At 32.9% G+C, this 26905-nt stretch carries 17 protein-coding genes and 2 tRNA genes; 10 read left to right on the forward strand and 9 right to left on the reverse strand.

What is annotated here, in order from left to right; genetic code table 11:
• From A8975_RS13650 to A8975_RS13665, 4 genes are all read left to right on the forward strand, one after another.
• Positions 1-4686, forward strand: a 4686-nt coding sequence (locus A8975_RS13650; RefSeq protein WP_317128050.1) for a LamG-like jellyroll fold domain-containing protein, incomplete at its 5' end; no start/stop codon positions are given.
• 84 nt (positions 4687-4770) lie between these two features.
• A complete protein-coding gene (locus A8975_RS13655) occupies positions 4771-5940 on the forward strand; it encodes a trans-sulfuration enzyme family protein (RefSeq protein WP_134201215.1) in 1170 nt (389 codons plus the stop codon).
• Positions 5941-5947: 7 nt separating this feature from the next.
• Positions 5948-6664, forward strand: a complete 717-nt coding sequence (bshB1, locus tag A8975_RS13660) for a bacillithiol biosynthesis deacetylase BshB1 (RefSeq protein WP_129761739.1) — start codon at positions 5948-5950, stop codon at positions 6662-6664.
• Positions 6665-6724: 60 nt separating this feature from the next.
• Positions 6725-6800 (forward strand) — tRNA-His (locus tag A8975_RS13665).
• A gap of 57 nt (positions 6801-6857) precedes the next feature.
• Here A8975_RS13665 and A8975_RS13670 read toward each other — a convergent pair.
• The 5 genes from A8975_RS13670 to A8975_RS13690 all read right to left on the reverse strand — a co-directional run bounded on the left by A8975_RS13670 (position 6858) and on the right by A8975_RS13690 (position 11022).
• A complete protein-coding gene (locus tag A8975_RS13670) occupies positions 6858-8426 on the reverse strand; it encodes a M28 family peptidase (protein WP_134201217.1) in 1569 nt (522 codons plus the stop codon).
• Positions 8427-8547: 121 nt separating this feature from the next.
• Positions 8548-9582 carry a M28 family metallopeptidase gene (locus A8975_RS13675; RefSeq protein WP_134201219.1) on the reverse strand — a complete coding sequence of 345 codons (1035 nt, stop codon included), beginning with the start codon at positions 9580-9582 and terminating at the stop codon, positions 8548-8550.
• An 84-nt stretch (positions 9583-9666) separates the two neighbouring features.
• Entirely contained in the window at positions 9667-10041 is a 375-nt protein-coding gene (locus A8975_RS13680; RefSeq protein WP_129761742.1) for an FUSC family protein, read from the reverse strand.
• A 6-nt stretch (positions 10042-10047) separates the two neighbouring features.
• Positions 10048-10827, reverse strand: a complete 780-nt coding sequence (locus A8975_RS13685; RefSeq protein WP_129761743.1) for a DUF3108 domain-containing protein — start codon at positions 10825-10827, stop codon at positions 10048-10050.
• A gap of 110 nt (positions 10828-10937) precedes the next feature.
• Positions 10938-11022, reverse strand: a tRNA-Ser gene (locus A8975_RS13690).
• A gap of 155 nt (positions 11023-11177) precedes the next feature.
• Between A8975_RS13690 and A8975_RS13695 the strand changes: the two genes are divergently transcribed.
• The 6 genes from A8975_RS13695 to A8975_RS13720 all read left to right on the forward strand — a co-directional run bounded on the left by A8975_RS13695 (position 11178) and on the right by A8975_RS13720 (position 20642).
• A complete protein-coding gene (locus tag A8975_RS13695; protein WP_134201221.1) occupies positions 11178-11807 on the forward strand; it encodes an NAD(P)H-dependent oxidoreductase in 630 nt (209 codons plus the stop codon).
• A gap of 78 nt (positions 11808-11885) precedes the next feature.
• Positions 11886-12299 carry a thioredoxin family protein gene (locus tag A8975_RS13700; protein ID WP_131509012.1) on the forward strand — a complete coding sequence of 138 codons (414 nt, stop codon included), beginning with the start codon at positions 11886-11888 and terminating at the stop codon, positions 12297-12299.
• Positions 12300-12308: 9 nt separating this feature from the next.
• Positions 12309-13502: a DegT/DnrJ/EryC1/StrS family aminotransferase gene (locus A8975_RS13705; RefSeq protein WP_134201223.1), complete on the forward strand. Its 1194-nt coding sequence runs from the start codon at positions 12309-12311 to the stop codon at positions 13500-13502.
• A 449-nt stretch (positions 13503-13951) separates the two neighbouring features.
• Complete coding sequence (locus A8975_RS13710; protein ID WP_134201225.1) at positions 13952-17029, forward strand: hypothetical protein; 3078 nt, start codon at positions 13952-13954, stop codon at positions 17027-17029.
• A gap of 22 nt (positions 17030-17051) precedes the next feature.
• Entirely contained in the window at positions 17052-19658 is a 2607-nt protein-coding gene (locus A8975_RS13715) for a choice-of-anchor tandem repeat GloVer-containing protein (protein WP_134201227.1), read from the forward strand.
• 30 nt (positions 19659-19688) lie between these two features.
• Positions 19689-20642, forward strand: coding sequence for a hypothetical protein (locus tag A8975_RS13720; RefSeq protein WP_134201229.1), 954 nt, complete (start codon positions 19689-19691; stop codon positions 20640-20642).
• Here A8975_RS13720 and ribB read toward each other — a convergent pair.
• From ribB to A8975_RS13740, 4 genes are read right to left on the reverse strand one after another with little or no spacing between them, the layout of a single operon-like run.
• Positions 20639-21790 carry a 3,4-dihydroxy-2-butanone-4-phosphate synthase gene (gene ribB, locus A8975_RS13725; RefSeq protein WP_129761750.1) on the reverse strand — a complete coding sequence of 384 codons (1152 nt, stop codon included), beginning with the start codon at positions 21788-21790 and terminating at the stop codon, positions 20639-20641. The genes A8975_RS13720 and ribB overlap by 4 nt on opposite strands.
• A 33-nt stretch (positions 21791-21823) precedes the next feature.
• A complete protein-coding gene (locus A8975_RS13730; protein WP_134201231.1) occupies positions 21824-23800 on the reverse strand; it encodes an LptF/LptG family permease in 1977 nt (658 codons plus the stop codon).
• Positions 23801-23810: 10 nt separating this feature from the next.
• On the reverse strand, positions 23811-24446 hold the full coding sequence (locus A8975_RS13735; RefSeq protein ID WP_129761752.1) for a LolA family protein: 636 nt from the start codon (positions 24444-24446) through the stop codon (positions 23811-23813).
• 17 nt (positions 24447-24463) lie between these two features.
• Entirely contained in the window at positions 24464-26851 is a 2388-nt protein-coding gene (locus A8975_RS13740) for a DNA translocase FtsK (protein WP_134201233.1), read from the reverse strand.
• Positions 26852-26905 lie beyond the last annotated feature (54 nt).

The following is a 26905-nucleotide window of genomic DNA, read 5'->3' on the forward strand; positions in this document are numbered from 1 at the left end:
AACACAGTAACGTTAACAGTAACAGACAATAACGGAAACGTATCGACTTGTAGTGCAACAGTAACTGTTCAGGATAACACAGCACCAACAGTTCCTAATCTACCTGTAATTTCTGCAGAGTGTAGTGTGACAGTCCCTGTTCCTACAGTATCAGATAATTGTTTGGGAACAATTACTGGAACTACATCTGACCCTTTAACCTATACAACTCAAGGATCATTTGCAATAACATGGAATTTTGATGATGGAAATGGAAATTCTATTAATGTTGTACAAAATGTAGTGGTTGATGATGTTACAGACCCAACAGCTATCTGCCAAGATATTACTGTTCAATTAGATGATACAACAGGTTTAGCTACAATTACTAGTACTCAAATTGATAATGGATCTAATGATAATTGCGGAGTAGTTAATTTATCTTTATCGCAAAGTACTTTTGATTGTACCGATATTGGAACAAACATAATAGTATTAACAGTAGACGATGGTAATGGAAACAGTTCTACTTGTTCAGCTTCAGTAACAGTTACGAGTCCAACTATTACAGGTGGAACTTTGATAGGTCATTTGGTTGATGGTAGTGGTGATCCAATTAATACGAATCCAGATTCTAATATCATAGAAGTAACGGCATGCCCTGATGAACCTCAATATGCTTTGTTGAATTTAAGTGGTTACACTGGGACTATTTCTGGTTATGAAGTTTCAACAGATGGTGGACTTAGCTGGAGTTCTCCTTCAAACGATAGTACTAATGCAACATATACTTCACTAGCAATAACCGAGACTACTTTAGTGAGAGCTGTAATTGCTTTTGGTAGTTGTGAGGCGAGATCAAATATTGTTTACTTAGCAGTCATTCCGCCAGATATTCCTCCAACTATCGTAAGCCATAGTGATTTAACAATTTGTTTAGGAAGTGATATAACTGTTGTGGCTCAAAGTGAGTTTGGAATTAATCCTGATTTAACTGAAGGAGGATTATTCAATACATCTAACCTTAATAATTTAGGGTGGTTAGTTGATGGTATGGCTACTTGGGATGCGAGTGGGAATACAGGAAATGATACGTATTGGAAAGGAACTAATGGTCCGAAAAATTTTAACAATAAATGTTATGATTCGCCAGAAGGAAATAAATTTGGAATAGCTAGTGGTATTCCTCCATATGATAGTCCAAATCATACAATAACACCATTAACAACTCTTGAAACACCAATATTTAATACATTAGGATTAACAACTGCTACTTTAGAGTTTGATCAAGCGTATTTTTTAGAGGCTGGAGCATGGGTGAAAATAGAACTTTCATTAAACGATGGTGCAACTTATCCAATTACTTTAGATCCAGGACCTTCTTATAATTATACTGGTCCTAGCAGTACTACTTTTGGAAATGTTGGATTTGGTGGAGGTGGACCTAATGGATGCAATGGAAGACCTCAGACTTATGTCGATAATCATGTTTCTATTGATCTTCAGGATTATATTGGTCTTGTTGGTTTACGAATTAAATTTACCTATCATGGGACAGCTAATAGTGCTTGGGCATTAGAAAATATTACTATTCCACAAGCTCCTATTGATGAAGTTATAGAATGGACAGATGAAAGCGGAGTTGTTGTTACCACAGGATCAACAACAACAATTACTCCTGTTACTCCAGGAGTACAAACCTATGGTGTTACCTCTTTGATTAATGGTTGTCGTTCTGATGGAGACGAGGGAACTGAGTTTATTTCTGTTAACGCAAGTTTAGCTTATGCAGGCGAAGATATAACGCAAATTGTTGCCGAATGTGGAGAGGAAGTGAGTTTAAACGCTTATGATAATACTATAACTGCTGCTGATAATATTGTTAATGGAGTTAATAATCCTGCAATATTTACTTCAGGTACGTATCCAGGAACTGGTGTTGCTGGTGTTTGGTCTGCAGTTTCTATTTCTGGGTGTGGTAGTAGTTATTCTTTTTCAGATATTTCTAGTCCAAGGTCAAAATTTTTCGCTGAACCTGGAACTTATGAATTGACTTGGACAATACCTTCTGTTGGGTGTTCGGATGTTATGTTAGTCACTATTGAAAGTTGTCCTACTGTGGATTTTGATGGAATTGACGACCATGTAACATTTAGCAATAATTATAATTTATCAAATCAATTTAGTCTTGAGGTTTGGGTTAAGCCAGAATCTGTAGTGGGTACTCAAGCCATTTTTTCTAAGCGTGATGCAAATGATTTATCTACAGGTTATGATTTAAGACTTAACAATTCTATTGTTCAATTTAACTGGAACGCCTCAGGAACTATTCAATCGTCATACCCAATATCAACAGATAGGTGGTATCATATTGCAGTAACTAACAACAATGGTACATATAGAATGTATATAGATGGAATTGAGGTTAGTACAGGAGTTTCTGGTGCTTCTCCTTCAAGTAATTCAATGAAAAGTTTAGTAGGAGCAATGGATCAAGCAAATAATGCTCCTAATAGACCTGTGAATTATTTTAATGGATGGATAGATGAGTTAAGGATATGGAATTCTGCATTAACCGTTGACCAAATTCGTCAAATGATGAATCAGGAAATTGAAGATAATACAGCTGTTATTGGAGCTGTAGTACCACTAGATGTTCCTGGTTTAAATTGGACTGATTTAGATGGGTATTATCGTATGGATTCTAATTGTGGGTTCTTAATTCCTTATAAAGGTATTAGAGGCCAACTTATCAATATGGATACAGCTCAGCCTAACACAGCTCCTTTACCTTATACATCTAGAGTTGATGGTCAATTATGGTCTACTGATAATACATGGACAGAATTTGATGTTTGGGATGCGCCTAATAGCATTGGTGTTGACGGAGTTACTCCAATCGATTGGAATATAGTTGAAACTTCTCATAATATTGATTCAGGTAACAAGGATATAACAGTGTTAGGTTTATTGTCTATAGTACCTAATAAAACATTAAATATTACTGACCCAGGAACCTCTCAAGATGAATACAATGATGGTCAGTTTTTAAGAGTAACTCACTACCTTAAATTGGATGGAAATATAGATTTATTTGGTGAGTCTCAGTTGCTTCAAGATGAAGGTAGTATATTGGATGTTACAAGTTCTGGTCAGTTAGAACGTGACCAACAAGGAACAACTAATTTGTATAATTACAACTACTGGACTTCTCCTGTTAGTGAATTAAGTACAACATCTAATAATAATCCGTTTGCAATTAATAGTGTTTTAAGAGATGGAACTAATTCAAATACACCATTAAGTTTGTTATGGACTACAGCTAATGACGCAATAGGAAGCACAACTCCTATTACCTTAAGTAGTAGATGGTTGTATGCTTATGAAAATTACCCTGAAGATACTTATGCTGCTTGGAGAGACTTGTCTGAAAATGATGCCCTAGCAACAGGTTTAGCATTTACAATGAAAGGAAGTGGAGCAGGAGACCCAGTAAATGATGTTCAAAATTATGTTTTTGTTGGAAAACCTAATAATGGTACTATCACTACTCCAGTTACTATAGGTAACCAAGCCTTAATAGGAAATCCATACCCTTCAGCAATTGATGCTAATGCCTTTATTTTTGATAATATTCCAGGTGGAAATCCAGGAACATCTCAAAGTATAGATGGAACATTGTATTTCTGGGAACATTATGTTTCTAATTTCACCCATATTTTAGAAGATTATGAAGGTGGTTACGCAACGTATAACCTTACAGGAGGAAATCCTGCGGTATCACCTCCTTTAGTGAGTGGTAGCGGAACACCAACCAAGATACCAGGACAATATATACCTGTTTCTCAAGGGTTTTTTGTTACAGCAAGTCATTTAGGAGGAACTATTCAATTTAAAAATAGCCAGCGTGTATTTGTTAGAGAAACTTCTGCAAACTCTCAGTTTATAAGATCTAGCAATTCAAATGCTGGTACATCATATCAGATTGATAGTGATCCAAATCAAGACATTAAACGTGTTAGAATTGAATTTAAAACTACTGATGGTAATATTCGCCCTTTATTATTAGGATTTGTACCAAATAATATGGCTACAGATGGTATCGATGTTGCATATGATGCTGAAAATGCTGATGCGGAGTTTTCAAACGACCTGTTTTGGAGAATAGAAGACAGGAATTTTACAACACAAGGAGTAGGAGATTTTGATGTTAATAGTCAATATCCTTTGGCAATGTTTATAAATACCTTTGGTACTTATGAAATATCGTTAAAGGCTTTAGAAAACTTTGAAACAGATATTGACGTATATGTGTATGATGCCTTAATGGGTACTTATTTTGAAATAAATGATGAAGCTTTCCAAATATTACTAGATCCGAATGATTACTTAGGTCGTTTTTATATCACATTTACAACAGAAAGTAGCCTATCAATTGATGATGAAGTTTTTGCTAAAACAATCATTAATTACTTAAACAATACTCAAGAAATTTACATTAAAACACCTAATGTGTCTGCTATTAAAAATGTCCAGTTAATAAATATGATAGGTCAAGAAATTCAGAATTGGGATAATATACAAGCGTTTGAGTTAAATGGAGCAGTAAGAATTCCTGTGACAAACATTCCAGATGGAAGTTATATTATAAAAGTTAGTTCAGATAAAACCACAAATAGTGTAAAAGCAATTGTGAAAAACAACTGATCATTTTCTATGATTTGAATTATCTTGTATAAAGTAAATTGATAGCTTTTTTTTGTAATTTTAAGCATTGTTAAATGCTATATTATGTCTGAAGAAAAGCTAGGATTAAATACCATTTGTACACATGTAGGTGAAATTAAAGACGAACAGTTTAAAGGAGCTGTATCTCCAATCTATATGTCAACATCTTATCAGTTTGAAGATGTGGATGTAAAACGTTATCCTCGCTATTTTAATACGCCTAATCAAGAATTTTTATCCAAAAAAATAGCAGCTTTAGAACATGCTGAAGCAGCTATGATTTTTGGTTCTGGTATGGCAGCTATCAGTACTACACTTTTTGCTTTTCTAAAAGTTGGAGACCATTTGGTAGTTCAAAACACATTGTATGGAGGTACAACAAATTTTATTAGGGAGGAGTTTCCAAAGCATAATATAGAGTACACATTTACAAATGGATTTAATGTGTCTGACTTTGAAAATGCGATAAAACCAAACACAAAACTTATTCTTATAGAAACCCCTTCAAACCCTCTATTAACAATTACTGATATAAAAGCTGTTGCAGATTTAGCAAAATCAAAAGGTATTGTAACCTGTATTGACAATACTTTTGCGAGTCCTGTAAATCAAAATCCTATTGATTTAGGAATTGATATTGTAATGCATTCAGCTACTAAATATTTAGGAGGTCATAGTGATATTTTAGCTGGAGCTATTGCAAGTTCTAATGAGCACATTGATACCATTTGGAATGTTGGTAAAAATCTAGGAGGAAGTTTAAGCGATTTTACGGTTTGGATGCTAGAGCGTAGTATCAAAACGCTTGGTCTTAGAGTAAAAGCCCAAAACCGAAATGCTAAAAAAATGGCTAAGTTTTTAGATGCGCATATTGACATTAAAAAAGTGTATTACCCTGGTTTAAAAAGCCATCCGCAATATGAACTAGCTAAATCACAAATGAAAGGTTTTGGAGGTATGTTGTCTTTTGAATTAGCTGACGGATTAGACGCTAGCCAATTTCAAAAAGCATTAAAATTGATTAAACCTTCAATGAGTTTAGCAGGTGTAGAAAGCACAATGCTATCACCACATAAAACCTCACATGCATTATTAACACAAGAACAACGAGATAGCTTAGGGATAAGTGATAATTTGATACGTTTTTCTGTAGGAATTGAATCTCGAAAAGATTTAATGAATGATATTGAACAGGCTATTCATTCAGTGAAAAAGAGCCAACTAATAAGTTAAAAAAGAAATGAAATTAGATATACTTGCTATAGGAGCGCATCCTGATGATGTAGAGTTGGGTTGTGGCGCAACAATAGCCAAAGAAATTGCCAATGGTAAAACAGTAGGAATTATTGATTTAACTAGAGGTGAATTAGGAACACGAGGTACTGTTGAAACTCGAAAAGAAGAGGCTGAAAACTCAGCTAAAATATTAGGAGTTTCGGTAAGAGAAAACTTAGGATTTGCAGATGGGTTTTTTATAAATGATAAAAAGCATCAATTGGAAGTCATAAAAATGATTCGTAAATATCAGCCAGAAGTCGTACTGTGTAATGCTATTGATGACAGACATATAGACCATGGTAAGGGTAGTAAATTGGTTAGTGATGCCTGTTTTTTAAGCGGACTTACAAAAATTGAAACAGAAATAGAAGGGAAACCACAGGAGCAATGGAGACCTAAACATGTATACCATTACATACAATGGAAAACAATAGAGCCTGATTTTGTGGTTGATGTTTCTGATGTAATTGATATTAAAATGAAATCTGTATTAGCTTATAAAACACAGTTTTATGACCCTAGTAATACAGCACCAAACACACCAATTTCAAGTAAAAACTTTACTGATAGTGTTAAATATAGAGCTAGGGATTTAGGACGGTTAATAGGAGTAGAGTTTGCTGAAGGCTTTACTGTAGAACGCTATGTAGCAGTAAATAGCATATTTGATTTAAAATAATTTAAAAAAACACTTTGTAGAAAATAGTAAATGAATTACATTTGCAATCCAATTTAAAATGGTGGTTGTAGCTCAGTTGGTTAGAGCGCCTGATTGTGGTTCAGGAGGTCGTCGGTTCGAGACCGATCTTCCACCCAAAAATAAAAGCCTTTCAGTATTCTGAAAGGCTTCTTTTGTATAATGCATTTAGGCTTTAATCTTTTTTGGCTTTATCAACAATAAGTCTTTGCTCTCTATTAGCAACTTCCCAAGCAGTATAAAACACTAGGCGAGTTCTGTTTTCTAATAAATCGTATTCAATTTTATCTGGTGTGTCTGTTGGTCTGTGATAATCTTCATGAGTTCCATTATAATAAAAAATAACAGGAATATTGTTTTTAGCAAAGTTATAATGGTCAGATCTATAGTAGTAACGATTTGGATCAGTTTCATTATTGTATCTGTAGTCTAAGTTTATTTTAGTATAGTTGTTGTTTGCCTTTTGTAAAGCACTATCTAGCTCAGAACTTAACATATCAGATCCAATTACATAAACATAATTTCTGTCGTCTTTGTGAGCATCATCAACTCGACCAATCATGTCAATATTTAAGTTGGCAACCGTATTTTCTAAAGGAAAAATAGGATCACTGTCAGTATAATATTTTGAACCTAAAAGTCCCTTTTCTTCACCTGTAACGTGTAAAAACAATATAGAACGTTTTGGTCCATAGCCATCATTTACAGCGGTTTTAAATGCCTCAGCAATTTCTAAAATAGCAACTGTGCCAGAGCCATCATCGTCAGCACCATTGTATACTTTTCCATCCTTTACACCCTCGTGGTCTAAGTGAGCAGATATAACAACAATTTCATCAGGTTTTTCAGTTCCTTTAATAAAGGCAACCACGTTTTCTGAATGTACTGGAGTTACTTCACTTTTAATATCAATAGACAAACTAGTATTAATAGTCTTAGCTTGGTCGTCTTCAAGGATATTTTCATAAATGGCTTTAGCTGTTGTGCTGTTAACCATAAATTGTGGTAAATCAGAATCATTGTTTATTAATGAGATTCTACCTTTACTTTGCGAATTAGAAACTCGTTTGTAATAAGCTGCATATCTAGGAAAAGTAACATCGTCTAAAATAATAATAGCTTTCGCACCTTTTTCTGATGCAACATTCTTTTTTGCACTTCTAGCTCTTCGACCTTCAGACCAAGTAGTGTTTTCAGTTTTACCTGTGGTAACATAAGTTCCATCTTCGTTTTTAGGTTCACCAGCTTTAATTAATACTACCTTATTTTTAACATCAATATTTTTATAGTCTGAATAATTTTCGGCTTCAATACCATAGCCTGCATAAACAATGTCATTTACCGAAAATGATTGCGTTGTTGGACTCCCTATAGAAATAAAGTCTTCAAGATTAAGTAAGTTCTTATTGTTAAGTTGAATACTTACTTCAGGAGTTTTTCTGGCTTCAAGAGCCACTTCTTGAAAGTAATCATCATCACTTAAAGGAGATGGTATTTCTAAGTTTTTGTATTGTTGTTTTAAGTATTCTACTGCTTTTTTCTGTCCTGGTTCTCCTGTATTTCTACCTTCAAATTCATCAGAAGCATAAATGTAGAGCATTTCTTTAAGTTCTGCAGAGGTAATCGTGTTACCATACTTGGTTGGGTCAGCTGGAGCTTTAGGTTTGGAATCAACTGAGTTTTTTGTTGAGTTACAACTAAATACTAAAGCGCTTAGAGTAACTCCTAAAATTAATTTTTTCATTAGCTATTAATTAGTTTGGAGAGAATGTATGTAATTAAAAATTTAGCGATAATACAAAAAGTTATTTGTAACCTTGATTAAAGCTTAAATCTTTAACAGATTTTAACAACAATTTTTAATATTATTTTTTGTCGGCAACTATACGGTTTTTGGAATTGGCTAAATACCAAGCTGTAGTAAAAATAAGTTGTGTGCGTTTTTGAAGTAACGGATAGTTAATTTTGTCTGGAGTGTCAGTTGGTTTATGATAATCTTCATGCTCTCCATTGAAATAAAAAATTACAGGAATACCTTTTAAAGCAAAGTTATAGTGGTCAGACCTATAGTAATAACGGTTGATATCGCTTTCTTTGTTTAACTCATAATCGAGTTCAAGATTTGTGAAAGTATCATTTGCAATTTCAGAGATGTAATGTAGCTCAGTACTTAATCTATCATCGCCAATTACATATATATACTCAGGGTTTTCAATATGTTTTTCATCTACTCGACCAATCATATCCATATTAAGATTGGCAACTGTATTTTTTAATGAAAAAACAGGATGATCAGTATAATAAGTTGAACCTTTTAACCCAATCTCCTCACCAGTAAGGTGTAAAAATGCAATACTTCGTTTTGGACCAAATCCTTTTTTTTGTGCTATTTTAAAAGCTTGGGCAATTTCCATTAATGCTGCTGTACCAGAAGCGTTATCGTCAGCACCATAATAAACTTGATCTTCTTTTACACCTTCATGATCTAGATGCGCAGAGATAATGATAACTTCGTCAGGGTATTCTGTACCTTTTATATAAGAAATTACATTTTGAGAACTTTTTATGTCATCAGAAAAGAATGATTCTGGAATTTGTTGGTAATAGTTGTTTTCTCCTAAAGGGGAACTTATAGCTTCATTGATATAATAATCTTTAATGTAGTTTGAAGCTTTGTGGTAACCTAACTCTCCTGTTTTTCTTCCTTGAAATACACTAGAAGACAAATCGTAAACCAGTTTTTTTAACTCGCTAGAGTCAATGGTTTTAGAAATTTCTTTGATTTGTTGTGAGTTCTCAAAAACAATATTGTCTTTAATATCTTGAATTTTTTCGCTATATCTTTTTGTTGCACAAGAACCTACTAAAGATAGTGCTGAAGCAAAAATAAATACCTTCATCTATTAACCTCTTATTTTCAGTCAAATAAACTAAAAAAAAAGGGAATACCGAAGTATTCCCAATGATTTTTAAGAGATGGATTTTTAATCTATTTCAAGACCATCGAGTTCTTCCATATCAATATCATCAATCTCTTCAATGTCAAGGTCTTCAAGGATTTCTTTAGAATCTTCAACAGATTCATCTGCACGTTCTTGGAGTTCTTCGGTATCACCAACTTCAACTTCGTTAAATACCGATTTGTAAGTGGTAATTCCTATAGATACAATTGTAAGTATAAAAATATACTGAACAACTTTTTTAGATTGGTTTTGTTTTTTTGATAGGTAAAAAATTGCAAGCCCTAAAATAAATGCTACAATAGCAGGGATTAATGCAATGTTTGATAATGGAGTTACAGCTAAAACTACAGCAAGAATAGCTGCAATAAATCCTAGTATTACTAAAAATTTTCTCATTGATGTTTAATTTTTTAAGCCAGAAGCCGATTTTATTTTTAACTCACCACTTCCTACTGCAATTTTAAATTTAGCGTAAACAGGAATTTTATTTTCATCGGCAGTTAACCATAATAAGTTGTCATTAGAACCTTTAAGTACATTACTGTTATTTATAGAAATAGCTAGTTTATAGCATGTTTTTTTACCAATGTTGGTTGAAATAGTTTCAGTTCCTAAATATTTAAAATTAACAACGTTTTCTTTGTTGTCAAACAAAACAGTAAATGATTTAGAGGTTCCTGTTGAGTAGCTAGAAAAATCTAAAGTTCTCAATTTGTATAGAGTAGATACTAAATCGCGCGTGGCACTTCCTATGGATACATTTTTGTTTTCATCCCAAAAAGTTCCATCTTTTCTCTTTTTTCTTTTTAAACTTTTAACAGTACCAGTTTTATGACTGTATTTGTACTGCATAAACTTGTAATAACCACCTTCGTTTATATCTCTTTTGTAAAGATAAGGCGTAAGCGTTTTAGGGCTTACGTAGCTTTCGTATAAGTCTCTAATTTTAAAAAAATTATCCCATTTGCTATATGTAGCAGCAGTACATTTTAGCCTTAGCAATGTAGCTTTAGAGGTTTTTACTTCACTAGTTTCCATTGTTACTTGGGCTAAGTCAGTCATTAAACCTGACATATTATAAGAAGCAGTAAATGTTAATTTTTCTCCAGCGCCAACAGCATTGTTTTGAGAATAGGTGAGTGATGAGATTAAAATAGCGAGTACTAAAATAATTCTTTGCATAGGTTTTAGTTTGATTTCTATAACGAAGATAATAACATTTATTGTGCCAAATGTATTTTTAATTTATAACAATAAAAAAAACGCTCCATAAAATTATGAAGCGTTTTAAGCGGAGAAAGAGGGATTCGAACCCCCGGAGGTGTGACCCTCAACAGTTTTCAAGACTGCCGCATTCGACCACTCTGCCATTTCTCCGATTGCGGATGCAAATATAGAACCCTTTTTTAATTCTTTCAAATAAAAACGACAATTTTTTATACTAAATATAATACTATAGAATTAATTTATGGAATGTATATCCTCTAAACCTATGCAAGTGTTAACTTTGCACAAAAATTTAAAAATAAATAATGGATATAATAAATAGCCTTAAATGGCGATATGCAACAAAAAAATTTGATGCAACTAAAATTATTTCTAACGAAAAGCTAAATATAATTAAAGAAGCATTTAATTTAACAGCAACATCTTTTGGTTTACAAACTATAAGTATGGTTATTGTTTCTGATAAAGAAGTTAGAAATTCTTTAGTAGAACATTCATACAATCAATTACAAGTAAAAGAAGCTTCACATTTGTTGGTTATATGCATACAAGATAATATTACTGATGAAGATGTTGATAAACATTTTGATAATGTTAGTAATATAAGAAACACACCAGAGCACATTTTAGCACCTTTTAGGTTAGATTTAAAAACCATGATGCAGCGAATGACTGAACATGAAAGACAACAATGGTCAGTTAAACAAGCTTATATTGCTTTAGGTAATTTAATGACTGTTTGTGTTGTTGAAAAGATAGACGCTTGCCCTATGGAAGGTTTTAAAGCTGATAGCTATGATGAAATTTTAAACTTAAAAGATAAAAATTTAAAATCTGTATTGTTACTACCTGTTGGTTATAGAGCAGAAGACGATATGTTTGCTTCGTTTAAGAAAGTTAGAAAGAATGTTAATAATGCTGTTATTGAATATTAATAATATTCGTTAAAAAAGGCTTTGCCTTAATCGCTGAATAATTTATATTTGTTAATCTTATTAATTAATACTTCACTTATGAAAAAGCTTATCGTATTATTCGTTTGCCTAATTAGTTTAAACTTTTATGCACAAGAAAGTCAGTTTAATTGGTTAACAGATTTAAACACAGCTGTTAAAGCTTCAAAAGACCAAAACAAACCAATTTTGTTATTCTTTACTGATACTAATTCAACTGAAAGTCAGAAAATGAATATTGAATTATTCAAATCTCAGGAGTTTAAAGCTATCGCTGATAAAGCAATACTTTTAATTGCTGATAACTCTTCTGAAAACAATATACCTAAGCGATTAATTATTCATTATAATAAAATCAATCAATTTTCATCATTTGTAACTTTAGATTCTACTGGAAAAGCAATTGGTACTCCAACGACTGATTTCAGTACAGAATCATTAAACAGTTATATTTCATTTTTAAATTCGCTTTAAAATTAATACATGCCAGGATTTGAGCTTTTCGGAGATGCAGAACGAAAAGAAGTAAATGACGTTTTAGAGAGTGGTGTTTTAATGCGCTATGGCTTTGATGCTATGCGTAATGGTCACTGGAAAGCAAAAGCGTTAGAACAAGAACTTCAAAGTACATTACAAGTTAAACACGCTCAATTAGTGTCTAGCGGAACAGCTGCTGTATCTATAGCATTAGCTTCAGCAGGAATAGGTTCGGGAGATGAAGTTATCATGCCAACATTTACTTTTGTAGCTAGTTTTGAGGCTATTATGATGTTGGGAGCAATTCCTATTCTAGTAGATATTGATGATACTCTAACTTTAGATCCTGAAGCTGTGAAAGCAGCAATTACTCCAAAAACTAAAGCCATAATGCCTGTGCATATGTGTGGTAGTATGGCAAATTTAGATGAGCTCCAATCCATTTGTAAAACACATAATCTAATATTAATTGAAGACTCTTCGCAAGCTACTGGTGCCACTTATAAAGAAAAACCTTTAGGAAGTATTGGTGATTTAGGTTGCTTATCTTTAGATTATGTGAAAATTATTACTTGTGGTGAAGGAGGTGCTGTATTAACCAACAACGAAAAGTATTATACAAATTCTGATCACTTTTCAGACCATGGTCATGACCATAAAGGAAATGATAGAGGAGCAGAAACTCACCCGTTTTTAGGCTATAATTTTAGAATATCTGAACTCAATGCAGCTGTTGGTTTAGCACAACTGCGTAGGTTAGATGAATTTGTAGCTATCCAAAAGAAAAATTATAGTATTATTAGAGAAGCACTTTCTGTAATTCCTGAACTTACATTTAGAACAGTGCCAGAAGGTGGAGAAGAAAGTTATTCGTTTCTTAGTTTTTTCTTACCTGATTTAGAAACCTCAAGAAAAGCAGTAAAAGCTCTAAAAGACACAGGAATTGATGGCTGCTTTCATTACTATGATAATAATTGGCATTTTATTAGAAAGTGGGAACATTTAAAAGATTTAAAAACACTTTATCCGCTTTCTAAAGAAGTAAAGGATGGGTTAAAGTATCTTCAAACTAAAAATTTTTCTAAATCTAATCACTTTATCGGTAGAAATATTTCTTGCTTAATAAAATTATCTTGGACAGAACTAGAAGTTAAAGAGCGTGCTTCTAAAATGGTAAAAGCCATTCAGTCAGCTCTTTAAATCCCTGTTTTGTTAGGCAATTTCTTCAATGTTACATTTATTGTATACTTTGTTACAATAGTGATACTCCCTTTTTTACTTTGATTATAGTTTTACAATGCTATTAATTGAAGGAGAAGGGAGATGACAATACACAACACTGTTGTTTCCCTTTTATTTTTAAATACTTCAAGGTTAATCTTCTATATCATTATGAAATGTATAACCTTAACTATCAAAACTTTATTTGTTGTTAATACATATGCGGTTTCTATAATATATGGACAAGACATTAAACAAGAAAATAAGACAGATGTAAAGTAACATTTAGTTATAGAGTAAAATAAATGCTGTTTTCAGCTTTTTTAAATAATCGTTTTACAGTCAGTTTTAAGGTAATAGGAGATTTTAGTATAAAGATGTTTTTTGAGCATTTTAAAAACACTCAATTTTGATCAGTTAGACTAATCATGGAAAAGGACCAAATATCAAAACAATTTTATAGTAACCAAACTCAAATTGACGATTCGTCAAGGCGAACGTTTTTTAAACAATTGGTACTTGGGAGTATGGGATTTTATCTTTCACCAATGCTCTTGCAAAGTTGTGGTAAAGATGATTTAGGTAAACCTCCTTTTGGCGTGTGGAAAGACATGATTAAAATTTTAGAGCAAAGTCCAGATCATTTTATTGGAAGACGAAACGCTTTAGTTGCTTCTAAAAACCCAGAAGCAATGACCAACTTTGTTAGAGATAGTTTTCAAATTATTCCTTGGCAAAGCGATTTTCTTCACCATTCTGCTAATGGTACTATTTATGGTAAAGAGATGGCTTTACGCTGCGGACTTGCAACACCTCGCGAAAAAGCTGAAATTTTAAAAGACATGCTAGTAGATGCTGGTTATGAGGCTAAAGTAGTTTTGGAAGAAACCGAAATAACCTTAGATGAAGCAAAGGCAATAGTTTATCAAAAATTAACTCCAGAATTTGCGCCACCAATTACCAATAAAAAAATGCGCAAGTGGCAAAAAATGATGGGAGTAACCAATAAAGGGGAAACTTACAAACAAATACCAAATATTGTAGAAAGCTCCGAAACACTAGCCAATAATCTTTTAAACAATATTGATAAAAAATATATTAGAGATAGAACGGTTAATTTCAGGTTTCATAAAGCCTATGTGCCTTCGGTTGTGTTTTATGAAGAAGGAGCTGAAAAGTATGCGCATGTGTTTGACCCAAAAGTGTCTTTTGGGAACTTGCATCCAACTAACAAAAAAAAGACCTTTAATAAAGCAGGCGAATATAAAGACCCAAAAGATGAAGATGTTACTATTACATTGTCTTGTAGAAACGCCTTAGACCATTGGAGTGAAACAGAGCTGTTGACAGGAACCTGGAAGCTTTCTGAATTATTAGGGAATCAGTTGCAGGTTCAGTTTCTCAATAATATGAGTTTTGAAGAACAGTCAGTAAAATCTATTTCTGAAATTACTTCTTTCACTCCTTGTTTTGCACTTCAAGATATTAATAAGGATGCTACTTATCTAGAGGAGCGTACAGTTTTAGGAGAACCAATAACCTTAGAAGCTGTAAAAATATTTGAAAATTATAATCCTGATAGTTTGCCAAATAATGAAGAGCCAGCAGCTATAAAAAAAGTACACTCTTTTGAAGGAACAGTTTTTCCACAGGCATTTCCAAAAGTACGATTGGAGCTAAGCCCTAAAGATGCTCAAGGAAATATTATTGAAGGTATATCAATAGGCAATTTTGAAATTACTGATAATGGACAAACCGTATCAGGTTGGATGAATCAAAATGTGCTTTCACCCAAAATTTTATTGTTATATGATACGTCTGCAAGTATGCCTGGTGAATATGCAGGTGAAAATATAAAACTGTTTTTACAGAATACCGAAGCAGCAATCAAAAAAACCTATCCAAAAGCTAGAGTAATACTTCAGCAAACGGGTTCAAACATTTATACAGCATTACTCAAATCAAAACAGTTGGATGTAGATGTAATTCTTTATGCAACTGATGGCGATAATAATGATGCATTTGATGCTTCATATACACCAATTTATGAGGCTGGTCCACCTGCTATTTTTCTTAATGTAAAACCTCAAGGTACAGTATATAAACATTTGAGAGAAAATATGGACTTTATTGAGATTGCTGCAGATGATCAAGAGCTTACCATTACTGAGATTACTAAAATTATTGATGGTTTAAAGTTTCCTACTTATGTAGTAACATATTCTGCTTTTGCTGAAAAAGACGCACATAATGTAGAGGTTAAGCTAAAAGATACAACACATAAAGTCAATTTAAACTATAAGTTTCCAGAACCTAGTGACCATCTTTTAGGTAATCGTATGGTTGGACTTTATCTCACCATAAAACGATTAGGAAAAAATCCTATTAAACGTGTGTTAGCAGGTTATGAGCCTCATAACGATTTTTATGCTAATCCAACCCAACTCACCCGAAAAATGATAGATGAAGTGCACGAAATGCTTCTTGGAGGAGCAGTTATGGCTTTTGAACGAGAAGCACCAACACTTTCTATTCAGCTAACGGAGTATTTACAAGCATTAATGAGTAATCAAAACTGGTTTGAAGCCTATCAAGAAGGCAATATTAAAACAGCGGTTGAAGAAATAGCTAAAGGTGGTTTTAGTTATCCTTCTCTATTATTAAGTATGTTGCAGCCTATTCAAAATAATGTAACAGAGCAAGCCATAACCTATCCAAACGGATTTAGATCTTGTATTGTTAAATTTTCTCCAGGATTTTATAATAACGAAACTAAGACTTCTTTCGATTTTTTACCAACTTCAGAATATCAAACTGTAAGTAGAAGTGGAACTGGAAATTTTGAGGAAACCCTAAAGAAAACAGCTCAATTAGCAATTTTAGAAGGTTACGTGTTTGAAGATAGTGCCTATTCTCAACTCAAAGAAAAACCCTTACTACTAAATAAAGCAATGGGACGAGATGAACGTTTCAGTTCGCAAACTCTTGGAAGCGATTATCATTATTATGGAAAACAAATATTTGGAGGAGGTATTTTAAAACTTTTTGATACATCCTTACAAGTAAAATCATTTTGGAAAATAGATCCAATTAAAGGTGAACTCTATGGCATTTTACCAAACCAAACAGGTGGAGGCTCAAGAACCACTTATCAACAATTGATGGAGCTAGATAAGGTTATAGAAGGTTATAAAGAAGTCTTATCTGCCATGAATTTTGGTCTTACTGTTACTGGGCTTGGAAATTTACCATTGGGTCTTGTAGCAGCTTATAGCTTAACTCTAGTGAAATTATATGCGCTAGCATCTCAAGCTTTAATATTGATGAACACAACAGGAATGGATGAAGATTTAACTATTGCACTCCAAGCTTTAGCCTGCGATTTATATAAGGAAATACTATATGATTCTTTTTATGGAGTAGGTACAGCTGCCAGCACCATAGAAAACCTAATTGGAGCTATGGGAGGAATTGACGGAGAAGATTTCTCATTCTTTAAATGCTAAATATTTAATACAATATAAAATCATGAAAGCAAAAACACATATAAAAACATTGATAGCAATTATAATGCTGCTACCAAGTATAATTTTTTCTCAAGAAGATTACGAATTATGGGGAATGACTTTTCGAGGAGGAAAATCTGATATGGGAACCATCTTCAAAACTGATGAAAATGCCGAAAACTTAGAAGTTCAATACAACTTTTTTAAAACTGATGGCTATGATATAGATAGTGGAGTAATAGAAGCCTCTAACGGAAAATTTTATGGACTGTCACCTTATTCGGGACTTTATTTATATGGTGTTTACTATGATAGCGATAATATTGGTGGAGTTTTGTATGAATATGATCCTGTAACTGGAGTGTTTGAAACTAAATTTAGGTTTGGTGTTGATGAGTTTGAGGTGATCAATTCAACAAACGGAAAGCGTCCTGAAGGAGCACTTATTGAAGTTAATAATAAACTTTATGGAATGACTAGAGAAGGAGGAGACCATGGTGATGGAGTCATTTTTGAATATGATTACTTACAAGATACCTTTACAAAACTTCATGATTTTAATGATTTAAATGGTAGAGCACCAGAAGGAGAACTTACATATGCTTCTAATGGAAAACTATATGGAATGACTACTGTTGGAGGCGATTATGATGATGGCGTTATTTTCGAATTTGATCTCAACACTAATACTTACACAAAAAAAATCGATTTTGATGATAATGCACTAAACCCAGGAAGAAGACCTTATGGTTCATTGTTCGAAGCTAGTAATGGAAAGCTGTATGGCTTAACCAGTGAAGGAGGTACAAATGATTCAGGTGTATTATTTGAATATAATTTTCTTACCAATACATTGACTCACTTATTTAATTTTGGATTAGCTGGAACTTCTGGAGCTTATCCGCTAGGAACATTAGTGGAAGGTCCAAATAATTCTTTAGAACTATTTGGTACAACTTCAGAAGGAGGGACAGAAGATTACGGTATTCTTTTCAAATATAATATATCTACAAGTACCTATACTACACTGTTAAGTTTTGCATCTTCAAACAATTTAGGTTATTCACCAGGACCTAAGCTTACACTAGCATCTAATGACAAGCTATATGGCGTTACAGAGTATGGTGGAGCTAGTGGAATTGGATCGTTGTTTGAGTATAATCCTTCAACAGGTCTATCTAGTTTGCTATATGGTTTTAATATAAATTCTGGGTATTATCCATATGCAGGTCTTTTTGAAGCTTCAGACGGTAAATTATATAGTATAGCTAACAAGACGCGTTATGGATTAGTAGACTCTTTCAATAGTATGTTTTATAGTTTTGATTTATCTACAAATAGTTATAGCCCAATTTTTAAATTTAATAGCTCAACTGATGGCGCAGGACCTGATGGAAGTTTAATATATTCTGAAAACAGACAAAAATTCTATGGTTTAACATTAAGAGGAGGAATAAATGACTCAGGCGCAATTTTCGAATATAACCCAATAAGTAATATTTATACAAGACTACATAGTTTTGATGAGCCAGATAGTAGCTTTGAAATGGGAATTTTTCCAAGAGCAAGTTTACTAGAAGCGTCCAATGACAAGTTGTATGGAACAGCATTTAGAGGGGGAAGTAACGAACTAGGTATGTTGTTTGAGTTTGATTTATCAACAAACACTTTTGCTAAGAAACATGATTTTGGTCAGTTGCTAGGAGGAACACCATTAGGTGATTTGGTTCAGGCTTCTAACAATAAAATTTATGGAATGGCATCAGTAGGAGGACAAGGTAATTACATGGGAAGTGAAGTTTCTGTTGGAACTATTTTTGAATATGATATTAATACAGAAAGTTATACTAAAATTCACGATTTTAATGTAGAAAATGGAGCATTACCAAATGGTGGTTTAATTGAGGCAACAAATGGAAAACTTTATGGAATGGCTACTCAAGGAGGATTAAAGGGTGTTGGAGTTATTTTTGAATGGGATTTTGTTACAGGCTTCAACAAACTATATGATTTCGATTTTGAAGACTTAAATGGTTATTATCCTTATGGAAATTTACTTCAATTTGATGCTAATACACTTTATGGATTGACTTCAGAAGGAGGTGTAAATGGTAACGGAATTATCTTTAAATATGATATACAAACCAATACCTTTTCTAAGGTTTTTGATTTTAATGATGTGTTAACAGGAGCTAAACCTCTTGGTAGCTTAACAAAATTAAATAACAAGCTTTACGGAGTTACCTCAGAAGGCGGAACGCACAATTATGGAACTGTATTTGAGTTTAATCCTCAAACTTTAACATTCACAAAAACGTTTGACTTTGATTCCCAGAACGGAAGATTACCTGTTACTACTACATTAGTGGTTTTAGACCGAAATACACTTGCTACAAATATTGTAGATGAAAATAAGATAATTGTTTACCCAAACCCAGCTCAACAAGACATACATATAACGACAGATGCACATATTACCAAAGTATCTTTATTTGATGCTTTAGGTAAAGAAGTTTATTTAGAGATGACTGGAAATACAGTTAATGTAGAACCATTAAAAAGCGGTATTTACATATTAAAAGTAGAAACAGATAAAGGTTCAAACTCTAAAAAAATAATAATTAACTAGCTTTATATCAATAATTTAATAATTTTAATTATGAAAAAATTAAACCAACTAATCTTATTTGTTTTAGTTTTTACAGTCTTTAATTGTAAGAATGACAAAAAAACAGAATCTGTTATTGAAGTTGAAGGACCTGAGGAGACTGTAAAACTACCAACCAAAACAATAGATATTTTAACAAGAAGTATGGAGTTTGTTATGGCAGATACTATTACTTCTGGTTGGAATACTTTTAAGTATGACAATAGAGCAAATGAAACACACTTTTTTAGATTCGTTAAAATGCCAGAAGGTATAACTTCTGAAAATTTTAAAACTGAATCCGATCCAGTTTTTGAAGAAGGTATGGATTTAATAAACGAGGGTAAAACCGAAGAAGGCTTTGCTGCATTTAGCAAATTACCAGAGTGGTTTAGCAAATGTATTTCTACAGGTGGTTCAGGATTGATTGCACCAAAAAGTAAAACCTATACTACACTTTACTTGGAACCTGGTCTTTATAGTATGGAATGTTACGTAAAGATGCCTAATGGCAAATTTCACTCAACAATGGGAATGGTAAAGCAAGTATACGTAAGCGAAACAGATAGTGGAAATGTGGCTCCTAAAGCAACAGACACAATTGATATAAGAGAAGATGGATTTCATTTTAATAGACATATTCCAAAAGGAAAACATATTTTTCAGGTGAATGTTCTTAGTCAAAAACTACATGAAAACTTTGCCTCTACTGATGTGCATCTTGTAAAACTAGAACCTCATGCAAATAGAGACACTTTAGAGTCTTGGATGGTATGGTATGACCCAAAAGGGTTTATTACACCTGTTCCTAATGGTGTTGAGTTTTTAGGTGGTTTTAATGATGCAGTACAAGGCAGCACAGGCTATTTTTACGCCAATTTAAAACCAGGTAAATACGCTTTCATCGCTGAAGTACCAAATGCAAAAGCAAAAGGATTATTTAAAGAATTTGAAGTGTTAGATTAATACTTAACGTACTCAACAATTTCTAAACCATAACCAATCATACCAACACGTTTGGTTTGTTGGCTATTAGAGATTAAGCGTAGTTTATGAATGTTTAAGTCATGAAGTATTTGAGCACCAATACCAAAGTCTTTACTGTCCATTTCAATTCTTGGAGCTTTTACAACTTCACCTTTAACCTGACTATCTCTTAAAGCGCTAAGACGTTTTAAAAGATTCATAGATTGTGATTGCTGGTTGATAAAGATAATAGCACCTTTGCCTTCTTCGTTTATAACTTTAAACATATCATCCAACTTCTCATCGGCATTGTTGGTTAAAGTTCCTAAAATGTCATTATTTACTAAAGTAGCATTAACACGTGTTAATATGCTTTCATCATTAGTCCAAGTCCCTTTGGTAAGCGCAATATGGATTTGATTATTGGTTGTTTGTTGGTAAGCTCTTAATCGGAAACTTCCAAAACGAGTTTCAATGTTAAAGTCTTCTTTTTTATCAATTAAAGAATCGTGCTCCATTCTGTAAGCCACTAAATCTTCAATAGAAATTACTTTCAAGTCAAACTTTTCAGCCACTTTAACCAGTTGAGGTAAGCGTGCCATTGTACCATCTTCATTTAAGATTTCAACAAGAATTCCTGCAGGTTTAAATCCTGCTAAACGTGCTAAATCTACAGCAGCTTCAGTATGACCTGTTCTACGAAGTACACCTCCATTTTTTGCTCTTAAAGGAAAAATATGACCAGGTCTTCCAAGGTCATGAGGTTTAGTGTCATCATCCACCAATGCTTTAATGGTTTTTGCTCTGTCGTGTACCGAAATTCCAGTGGTACATCCATGACCAATTAAATCTACAGAAACCGTAAATTGAGTGTGGTGCAAAACAGTGTTGTTTTGTACCATCATGTTAAGGTCTAAATCTTGACACCTATCTTCAGTTAAAGGCGCACAAATTAAGCCTCTACCATTAGTTGCCATAAAGTTAATCATCTCTGGAGTAACCGTTTCAGCAGCAGCTATAAAGTCGCCTTCGTTTTCTCTGTTTTCATCATCAACAACAATTACTACTTTACCATCACGAATATCATTAATGGCTTCTTCTATAGTATTCAATTCAATTTTCACGGATTGTTTTGCGGTTTTAAGCATAACGAGCATATATTTATGCTGCAAAGATATGGCTTATTTTATATTTTTTATGCTACTTTTTGATAACTCTTCTTTTACTCTGTTTTTTAACAAGAAATAGGTTAAAGCATAAAAAGGCAGACCAATAAGCAGCAAAAAGTAATTGATTTTTTTATCACTCTCTTTGAGTGTGCTGAAAAACTTAGAAATCTTGATTGAAGATACTACAAAGTAAATCGCAAAGAATAATAGTGCAATTAAACCTAAGTTAAGTATAGTAACTGCTAATTCAGGAAGCTTATTGTTTTTAAATACAAAATGAAGTACTATAAAAACAGCAGCAATAGCATAAGACACAAATGTAGTTAACGAGTAGTCGTTAAAGTCTTTTGCAACTTTTTCAGAGGCTATAAAATTCTTATCAATGTTAATGCCTTTTTCAACTATTTCGCTTGTGTTTAAACCTAGTTTTTTAAGCTGCGCATAGGCTCTAGGTTTTACGGTTTCGTCGTAATCGTACGATTCAAAGTTTTTAATAACATCTACTAGCTTATCTTCATTATAAGTTTCAAGCTTCTTATAACTTAGTAGAAGTGGATCATTTTCATCTTTGGGCTTTATTCTGAACAGTTTTTTAAGCGGATCTAATATGGAATCAAACTCAAATAAACCTCTATCTTTTGTGGCACGACGTGTTAAATAAATACTTAAAGGTAACATGATTAATGTTGAAAGCCATGTTGCAAAAACAGGATTGAAAGATCCATCCTGAGAACTGTTTTTAGAAAAAATTCCTATAAAATGGTAAGTCAAAAACAATAATATTGCAATAACCAAAGGTAAACCAATACCTCCTTTTCTTATTAGTGCACCAAGAGGAGCGCCAACAAAGAATAGAATTATACAAGCAAATCCTAGTGCGTATTTTTCGTGTAATGAAATGATGTGCTTGTTTAGCCACTTGGTTTTACTGGTAGCTGCAAATGATTTAGATTCTATAATTTGATTAGTACTATTAACTGTATTTGTCGCCAAATTAAGAAGTTGAACTTTGGTTTTTGTATCAAATAACTCTAGGACTTCACCTGTGTAATTAGAATCTTTTTTGGTTTCAATGTCGTCTTTTAAATTGGCAATAGATGTTCTTTCATAAAGCGTTTTAGAAAAATCTTTAAAGTCATTTGATTTTTCATTGTAAAGACTATCTATAGTGTAGTTTAGGTCGCTAACATCAAGCATGTTAAACCTACTCTCGTAACTCTTTTCTTCGTAGTCAACATCGTTTAGTCCTTCTAAATCAACATTTATAACGTACTTTTCAAAGTAACTTTTTACATGTGGTTTTTTTACATTTTGTTTTGGGTCGTTACTAATAACTTCGTCGTAATAATTACCATTATAGAGCACTAATTGTAAAATATTAGAGTTTTCACTACTTATCAGTTCTCCAGTTTCAGAAGAAATTACAGTATAGTTCCCAACTCTTTTCGTGTTTTTTTTATGTATGTAAACATTTTTTAAGTACTGGCCTTTTTCACCACTTTTTTCTTCTACTTTAATATTGTAGTTACCAACTTCGTTAAACTGCCCTTCGGCAATTGCCATAGCAGGTAGTGTTTTGGCAATGTTTTTTCTTAAGTTATAAAAGTTATAGTTAGCCCAAGGGATAACGTTGTTAGCAAAGAAAAATGTAACTACAGCAAGTATGAGTATAAAAACACTTAAACCTCTCATTGCTCTTTGCAATGAAATACCTGTAGATTTCATCGCGGCAAATTCATAGTTTTCGGCAAAGCTACCAAACACCATTATTGAGGCTAAAAGAATAGTAAGCGGTAAAATTAGAGGAATAAGGGTAGGAGTTACATATACAAGAAACTTAAGTATTACAGAAACCGCTAAATCTTTTCCTGCAAGTTCACTTATATACAACCAAATAGATTGTAAAACAAAAATGAGCATGAGTATCACAAACACGCTCATAAATGTTTTTAAGTACGTTTTAAGTATGTACCTATCAAGTATTTTCATTAATTAAAGCCTAATCCAATTTATTGATGTAGTAATCTTTATACTTATTCTCATCAAAAGTAAATAAGGATTTTGAAATCGGCTCATTAGTTTTAAAAGAATTAACAGTTAAAGTTGTTTTTGTTCCATTTTTACCAACTTCAATAAGGTTGTAAATATGCTTGGTTTGTGCATCAATACCTAATAAAACTTGCTTAATTTCAGAATTAGTATCAATGGGACTTAGTTTTACATATTGAATTTTTCTACCATTTACATTTTGAACAATATCCATTGTGTAAGTGTAACCATCTTCGTAAAAAGATAACATTTTACTAGGTGTGATTGTGCTTTCATCTTCAGAATTATCTGAAGAAATAGTTACTTCTTCATCATCAGGACTTATCGTGTAAAGGGTTTTACCATCAAAAATTCTAGTAGCTCCTAAAATGTTAAGTCTGTATTTTTCACCTTGCATTACAACATCACCACGAGTTTCTTGGTCAATGTTTTCACTTGTGTTTTTTAATGCATATTTAAAGTCAATACTAATGTTTTCATAGCTTTTAATCTTTGCGCTAACTTCATTAAGTAAGTTTTTAGCTGAATTTTGTGCTACTGTGCTAAAACTGATTAAAAGGACTAATGCTATTATAATTTTTTTCATCATTATGTTTTTTGTGCCTAAAGGCTTTCGTTTTCTAATAGTTGGTCTAATGCTGCTAAATCTGGTACTAAAACTTGACGTGCTTTACTGCCTTCAAAACCACCAACAATACCAGCAGCTTCAAGTTGGTCAATTAACCTTCCAGCTCTGTTGTAACCTAATTTTAATTTACGTTGCAACAATGATGCTGAACCTTGTTGTGCAGTTACAATTATTTCGGCAGCTTCTCTAAACAGCTTATCTCTGTCTTCTATATCTATATCAATACTTGTGCCACTTTCTTCACCAACATACTCTGGTAAAAGGTAAGCATCTGGATATGCTTTTTGTGCACCAATAAATTCAGTGATTTTTTCTACTTCTGGTGTGTCAACAAAAGCACATTGTATTCTTATAATGTCGTTTCCTTGAGTGTAAAGCATATCTCCACGACCAATAAGTTGGTCTGCTCCAGCTCCATCTAAAATAGTACGTGAGTCTATTTTTGAAGTTACTCTAAAAGCGATACGAGCAGGGAAGTTTGCTTTAATAATACCTGTAATAACGTTAACCGATGGGCGTTGTGTAGCAATAATTAGGTGAATACCAATGGCACGAGCTAATTGTGCTAAACGCGCAATTGGAGTTTCAACTTCTTTTCCTGCTGTCATAATTAAATCGGCAAACTCATCAACAACCAAGACAATATATGGTAAGTATTGATGACCTTCGTTTGGATTTAATTTTCTAGCTTTAAACTTTTCGTTGTATTCTTTAATGTTACGACACATTGCGTTTTTAAGCATTTCGTAACGATTATCCATTTCAATACACAAAGAGTTTAACGTGTTAATCACTTTAGTGTTATCGGTAATTATGGCTTCCTCACTATCAGGTAGTTTTGCCAAATAATGACGCTCAATTTTATTGAATAAAGTAAGTTCTACTTTTTTAGGGTCAACCAACACAAACTTAACTTCTGCAGGATGTTTTTTATACAATAGCGAAGTTAAAACTGCATTTAAACCTACCGATTTTCCTTGTCCTGTAGCACCTGCCATAAGTAAATGAGGCATTTTTGCTAAGTCTACAACCATGGTTTCATTGCTAATGGTTTTACCAAAAGCAATAGGTAATTGCATGTCAGATTTTTGAAATTTTTGCGAAGCAATTACCGAACGCATAGAAACAATAGTTGAGTTTTTGTTTGGCACCTCAATACCTATGGTTCCTTTTCCTGGAATAGGAGCAATAATACGAATTCCTAATGCTGAAAGCGATAATGCAATATCGTCTTCAAGGTTTTTAATTCTTGAAATTCTTACTCCAGCTTCAGGGACAATTTCATAAAGTGTTACTGTTGGTCCAATAGTAGCTTTAATGTTAGAAATTCCAATTTTGTAGTTATTCAGGGTTTCTACAATTCGGTTTTTGTTTTCTTCTAGCTCTTCTTGGTTTATTGTGATACCTTCAGAATCGTATTTTTTTAACAAATCTAAAGGCGGAAATTCAAACTTACTAAGTTCTAGTGTTGGGTCAAACTGTCCGAAATCTTCAACGAGCTTATTTGATAAGTTATCAGCTTCAGAAATTTCTTCTTCAAATTGTTCAATTTCTATTTCTACGTCTTCTTTAACCTCTTCAGTAACTTCAACTTTTATAGGCTCTTTTTTAGGTTCTGGTTTTGAATGGTTTTCAATAGTTGGCTCTACTGTGTCTTGAACATTAAGCTCAAAAGCAGATTTGATATCTTCAGCTTCGGCAGTTAGGTCATTATCTACAGCAATTGAAGTATCATCATCAGTAGTAGTGTTGAACTCATTTTTAAGGTCTTTTTTGGCACGTTTAAAAAGGTTTACAAAGGTTTGACCTGTAAATTTAAATCGGATAGCTAAATAAGAAATCAACCCAAAAAGTAGGAGTAGAGCTGTACCAATTTTACCAATATAATCTTGAAAATAAGAGTTCATTTCAAAGCCTATGGTTCCTCCAAGTATGTTGAATTTATGTGTAAAAAAACCAAAAAATATGGATAACCAAATAACAATGAGTGTTCCCCATATCCAGTGTTTTCTTAGTTTAGCTTTATTGATATCTAGTGTAACGTAAACACCTGAAAGGAATAGTAAACCTGAAAAGATGAACGATGCAATACCAAATCCTTTAGTGATAAACAATTCGCTTAACCAAGCACCAATAACATTCATCCAGTTTTCGGCTTCTTGCTCGCGAGAAGGAAATTGACTAACGATGCTTTGGTCTGCTTTTCCACTAAATAAAAACGACAAGAAAGCTATAAAGAGTATGATACCAAATATCATCAACAAACTACCAAAAATTAATTTTTGTTGGCTTGTTAATGTTAAATTCGGCTTTTTAAATTTAGAAGTTTTACTGCTTTTAGTTTTGGTTTTCTTCTTCGCCATCAACGCATTGTTAGATTAAAACAAAAATACAAATTACTAACGTTTATCCTAACG

Origin of the sequence: Meridianimaribacter flavus (assembly GCF_004366715.1) — a bacterium.
GTDB lineage: Bacteria > Bacteroidota > Bacteroidia > Flavobacteriales > Flavobacteriaceae > Gaetbulibacter_B > Gaetbulibacter_B jejuensis.

What these genes read in the sequence shown, in the direction of transcription:
- A8975_RS13655 (WP_134201215.1), top strand. Translation starts at nt 4,771, where the DNA reads ATGTCTGAAGAAAAGCTAGGATTAAATACCATTTGTACACATGTAGGT.
- bshB1 (WP_129761739.1), top strand. Translation starts at nt 5,948, where the DNA reads ATGAAATTAGATATACTTGCTATAGGAGCGCATCCTGATGATGTAGAG.
- A8975_RS13670 (WP_134201217.1), bottom strand. Translation starts at nt 8,426, where the DNA reads ATGAAAAAATTAATTTTAGGAGTTACTCTAAGCGCTTTAGTATTTAGT.
- A8975_RS13675 (WP_134201219.1), bottom strand. Translation starts at nt 9,582, where the DNA reads ATGAAGGTATTTATTTTTGCTTCAGCACTATCTTTAGTAGGTTCTTGT.
- A8975_RS13680 (WP_129761742.1), bottom strand. Translation starts at nt 10,041, where the DNA reads ATGAGAAAATTTTTAGTAATACTAGGATTTATTGCAGCTATTCTTGCT.
- A8975_RS13685 (WP_129761743.1), bottom strand. Translation starts at nt 10,827, where the DNA reads ATGCAAAGAATTATTTTAGTACTCGCTATTTTAATCTCATCACTCACC.
- A8975_RS13695 (WP_134201221.1), top strand. Translation starts at nt 11,178, where the DNA reads ATGGATATAATAAATAGCCTTAAATGGCGATATGCAACAAAAAAATTT.
- A8975_RS13700 (WP_131509012.1), top strand. Translation starts at nt 11,886, where the DNA reads ATGAAAAAGCTTATCGTATTATTCGTTTGCCTAATTAGTTTAAACTTT.
- A8975_RS13705 (WP_134201223.1), top strand. Translation starts at nt 12,309, where the DNA reads ATGCCAGGATTTGAGCTTTTCGGAGATGCAGAACGAAAAGAAGTAAAT.
- A8975_RS13710 (WP_134201225.1), top strand. Translation starts at nt 13,952, where the DNA reads ATGGAAAAGGACCAAATATCAAAACAATTTTATAGTAACCAAACTCAA.
- A8975_RS13715 (WP_134201227.1), top strand. Translation starts at nt 17,052, where the DNA reads ATGAAAGCAAAAACACATATAAAAACATTGATAGCAATTATAATGCTG.
- A8975_RS13720 (WP_134201229.1), top strand. Translation starts at nt 19,689, where the DNA reads ATGAAAAAATTAAACCAACTAATCTTATTTGTTTTAGTTTTTACAGTC.
- ribB (WP_129761750.1), bottom strand. Translation starts at nt 21,790, where the DNA reads ATGCTTAAAACCGCAAAACAATCCGTGAAAATTGAATTGAATACTATA.
- A8975_RS13730 (WP_134201231.1), bottom strand. Translation starts at nt 23,800, where the DNA reads ATGAAAATACTTGATAGGTACATACTTAAAACGTACTTAAAAACATTT.
- A8975_RS13735 (WP_129761752.1), bottom strand. Translation starts at nt 24,446, where the DNA reads ATGAAAAAAATTATAATAGCATTAGTCCTTTTAATCAGTTTTAGCACA.
- A8975_RS13740 (WP_134201233.1), bottom strand. Translation starts at nt 26,851, where the DNA reads ATGGCGAAGAAGAAAACCAAAACTAAAAGCAGTAAAACTTCTAAATTT.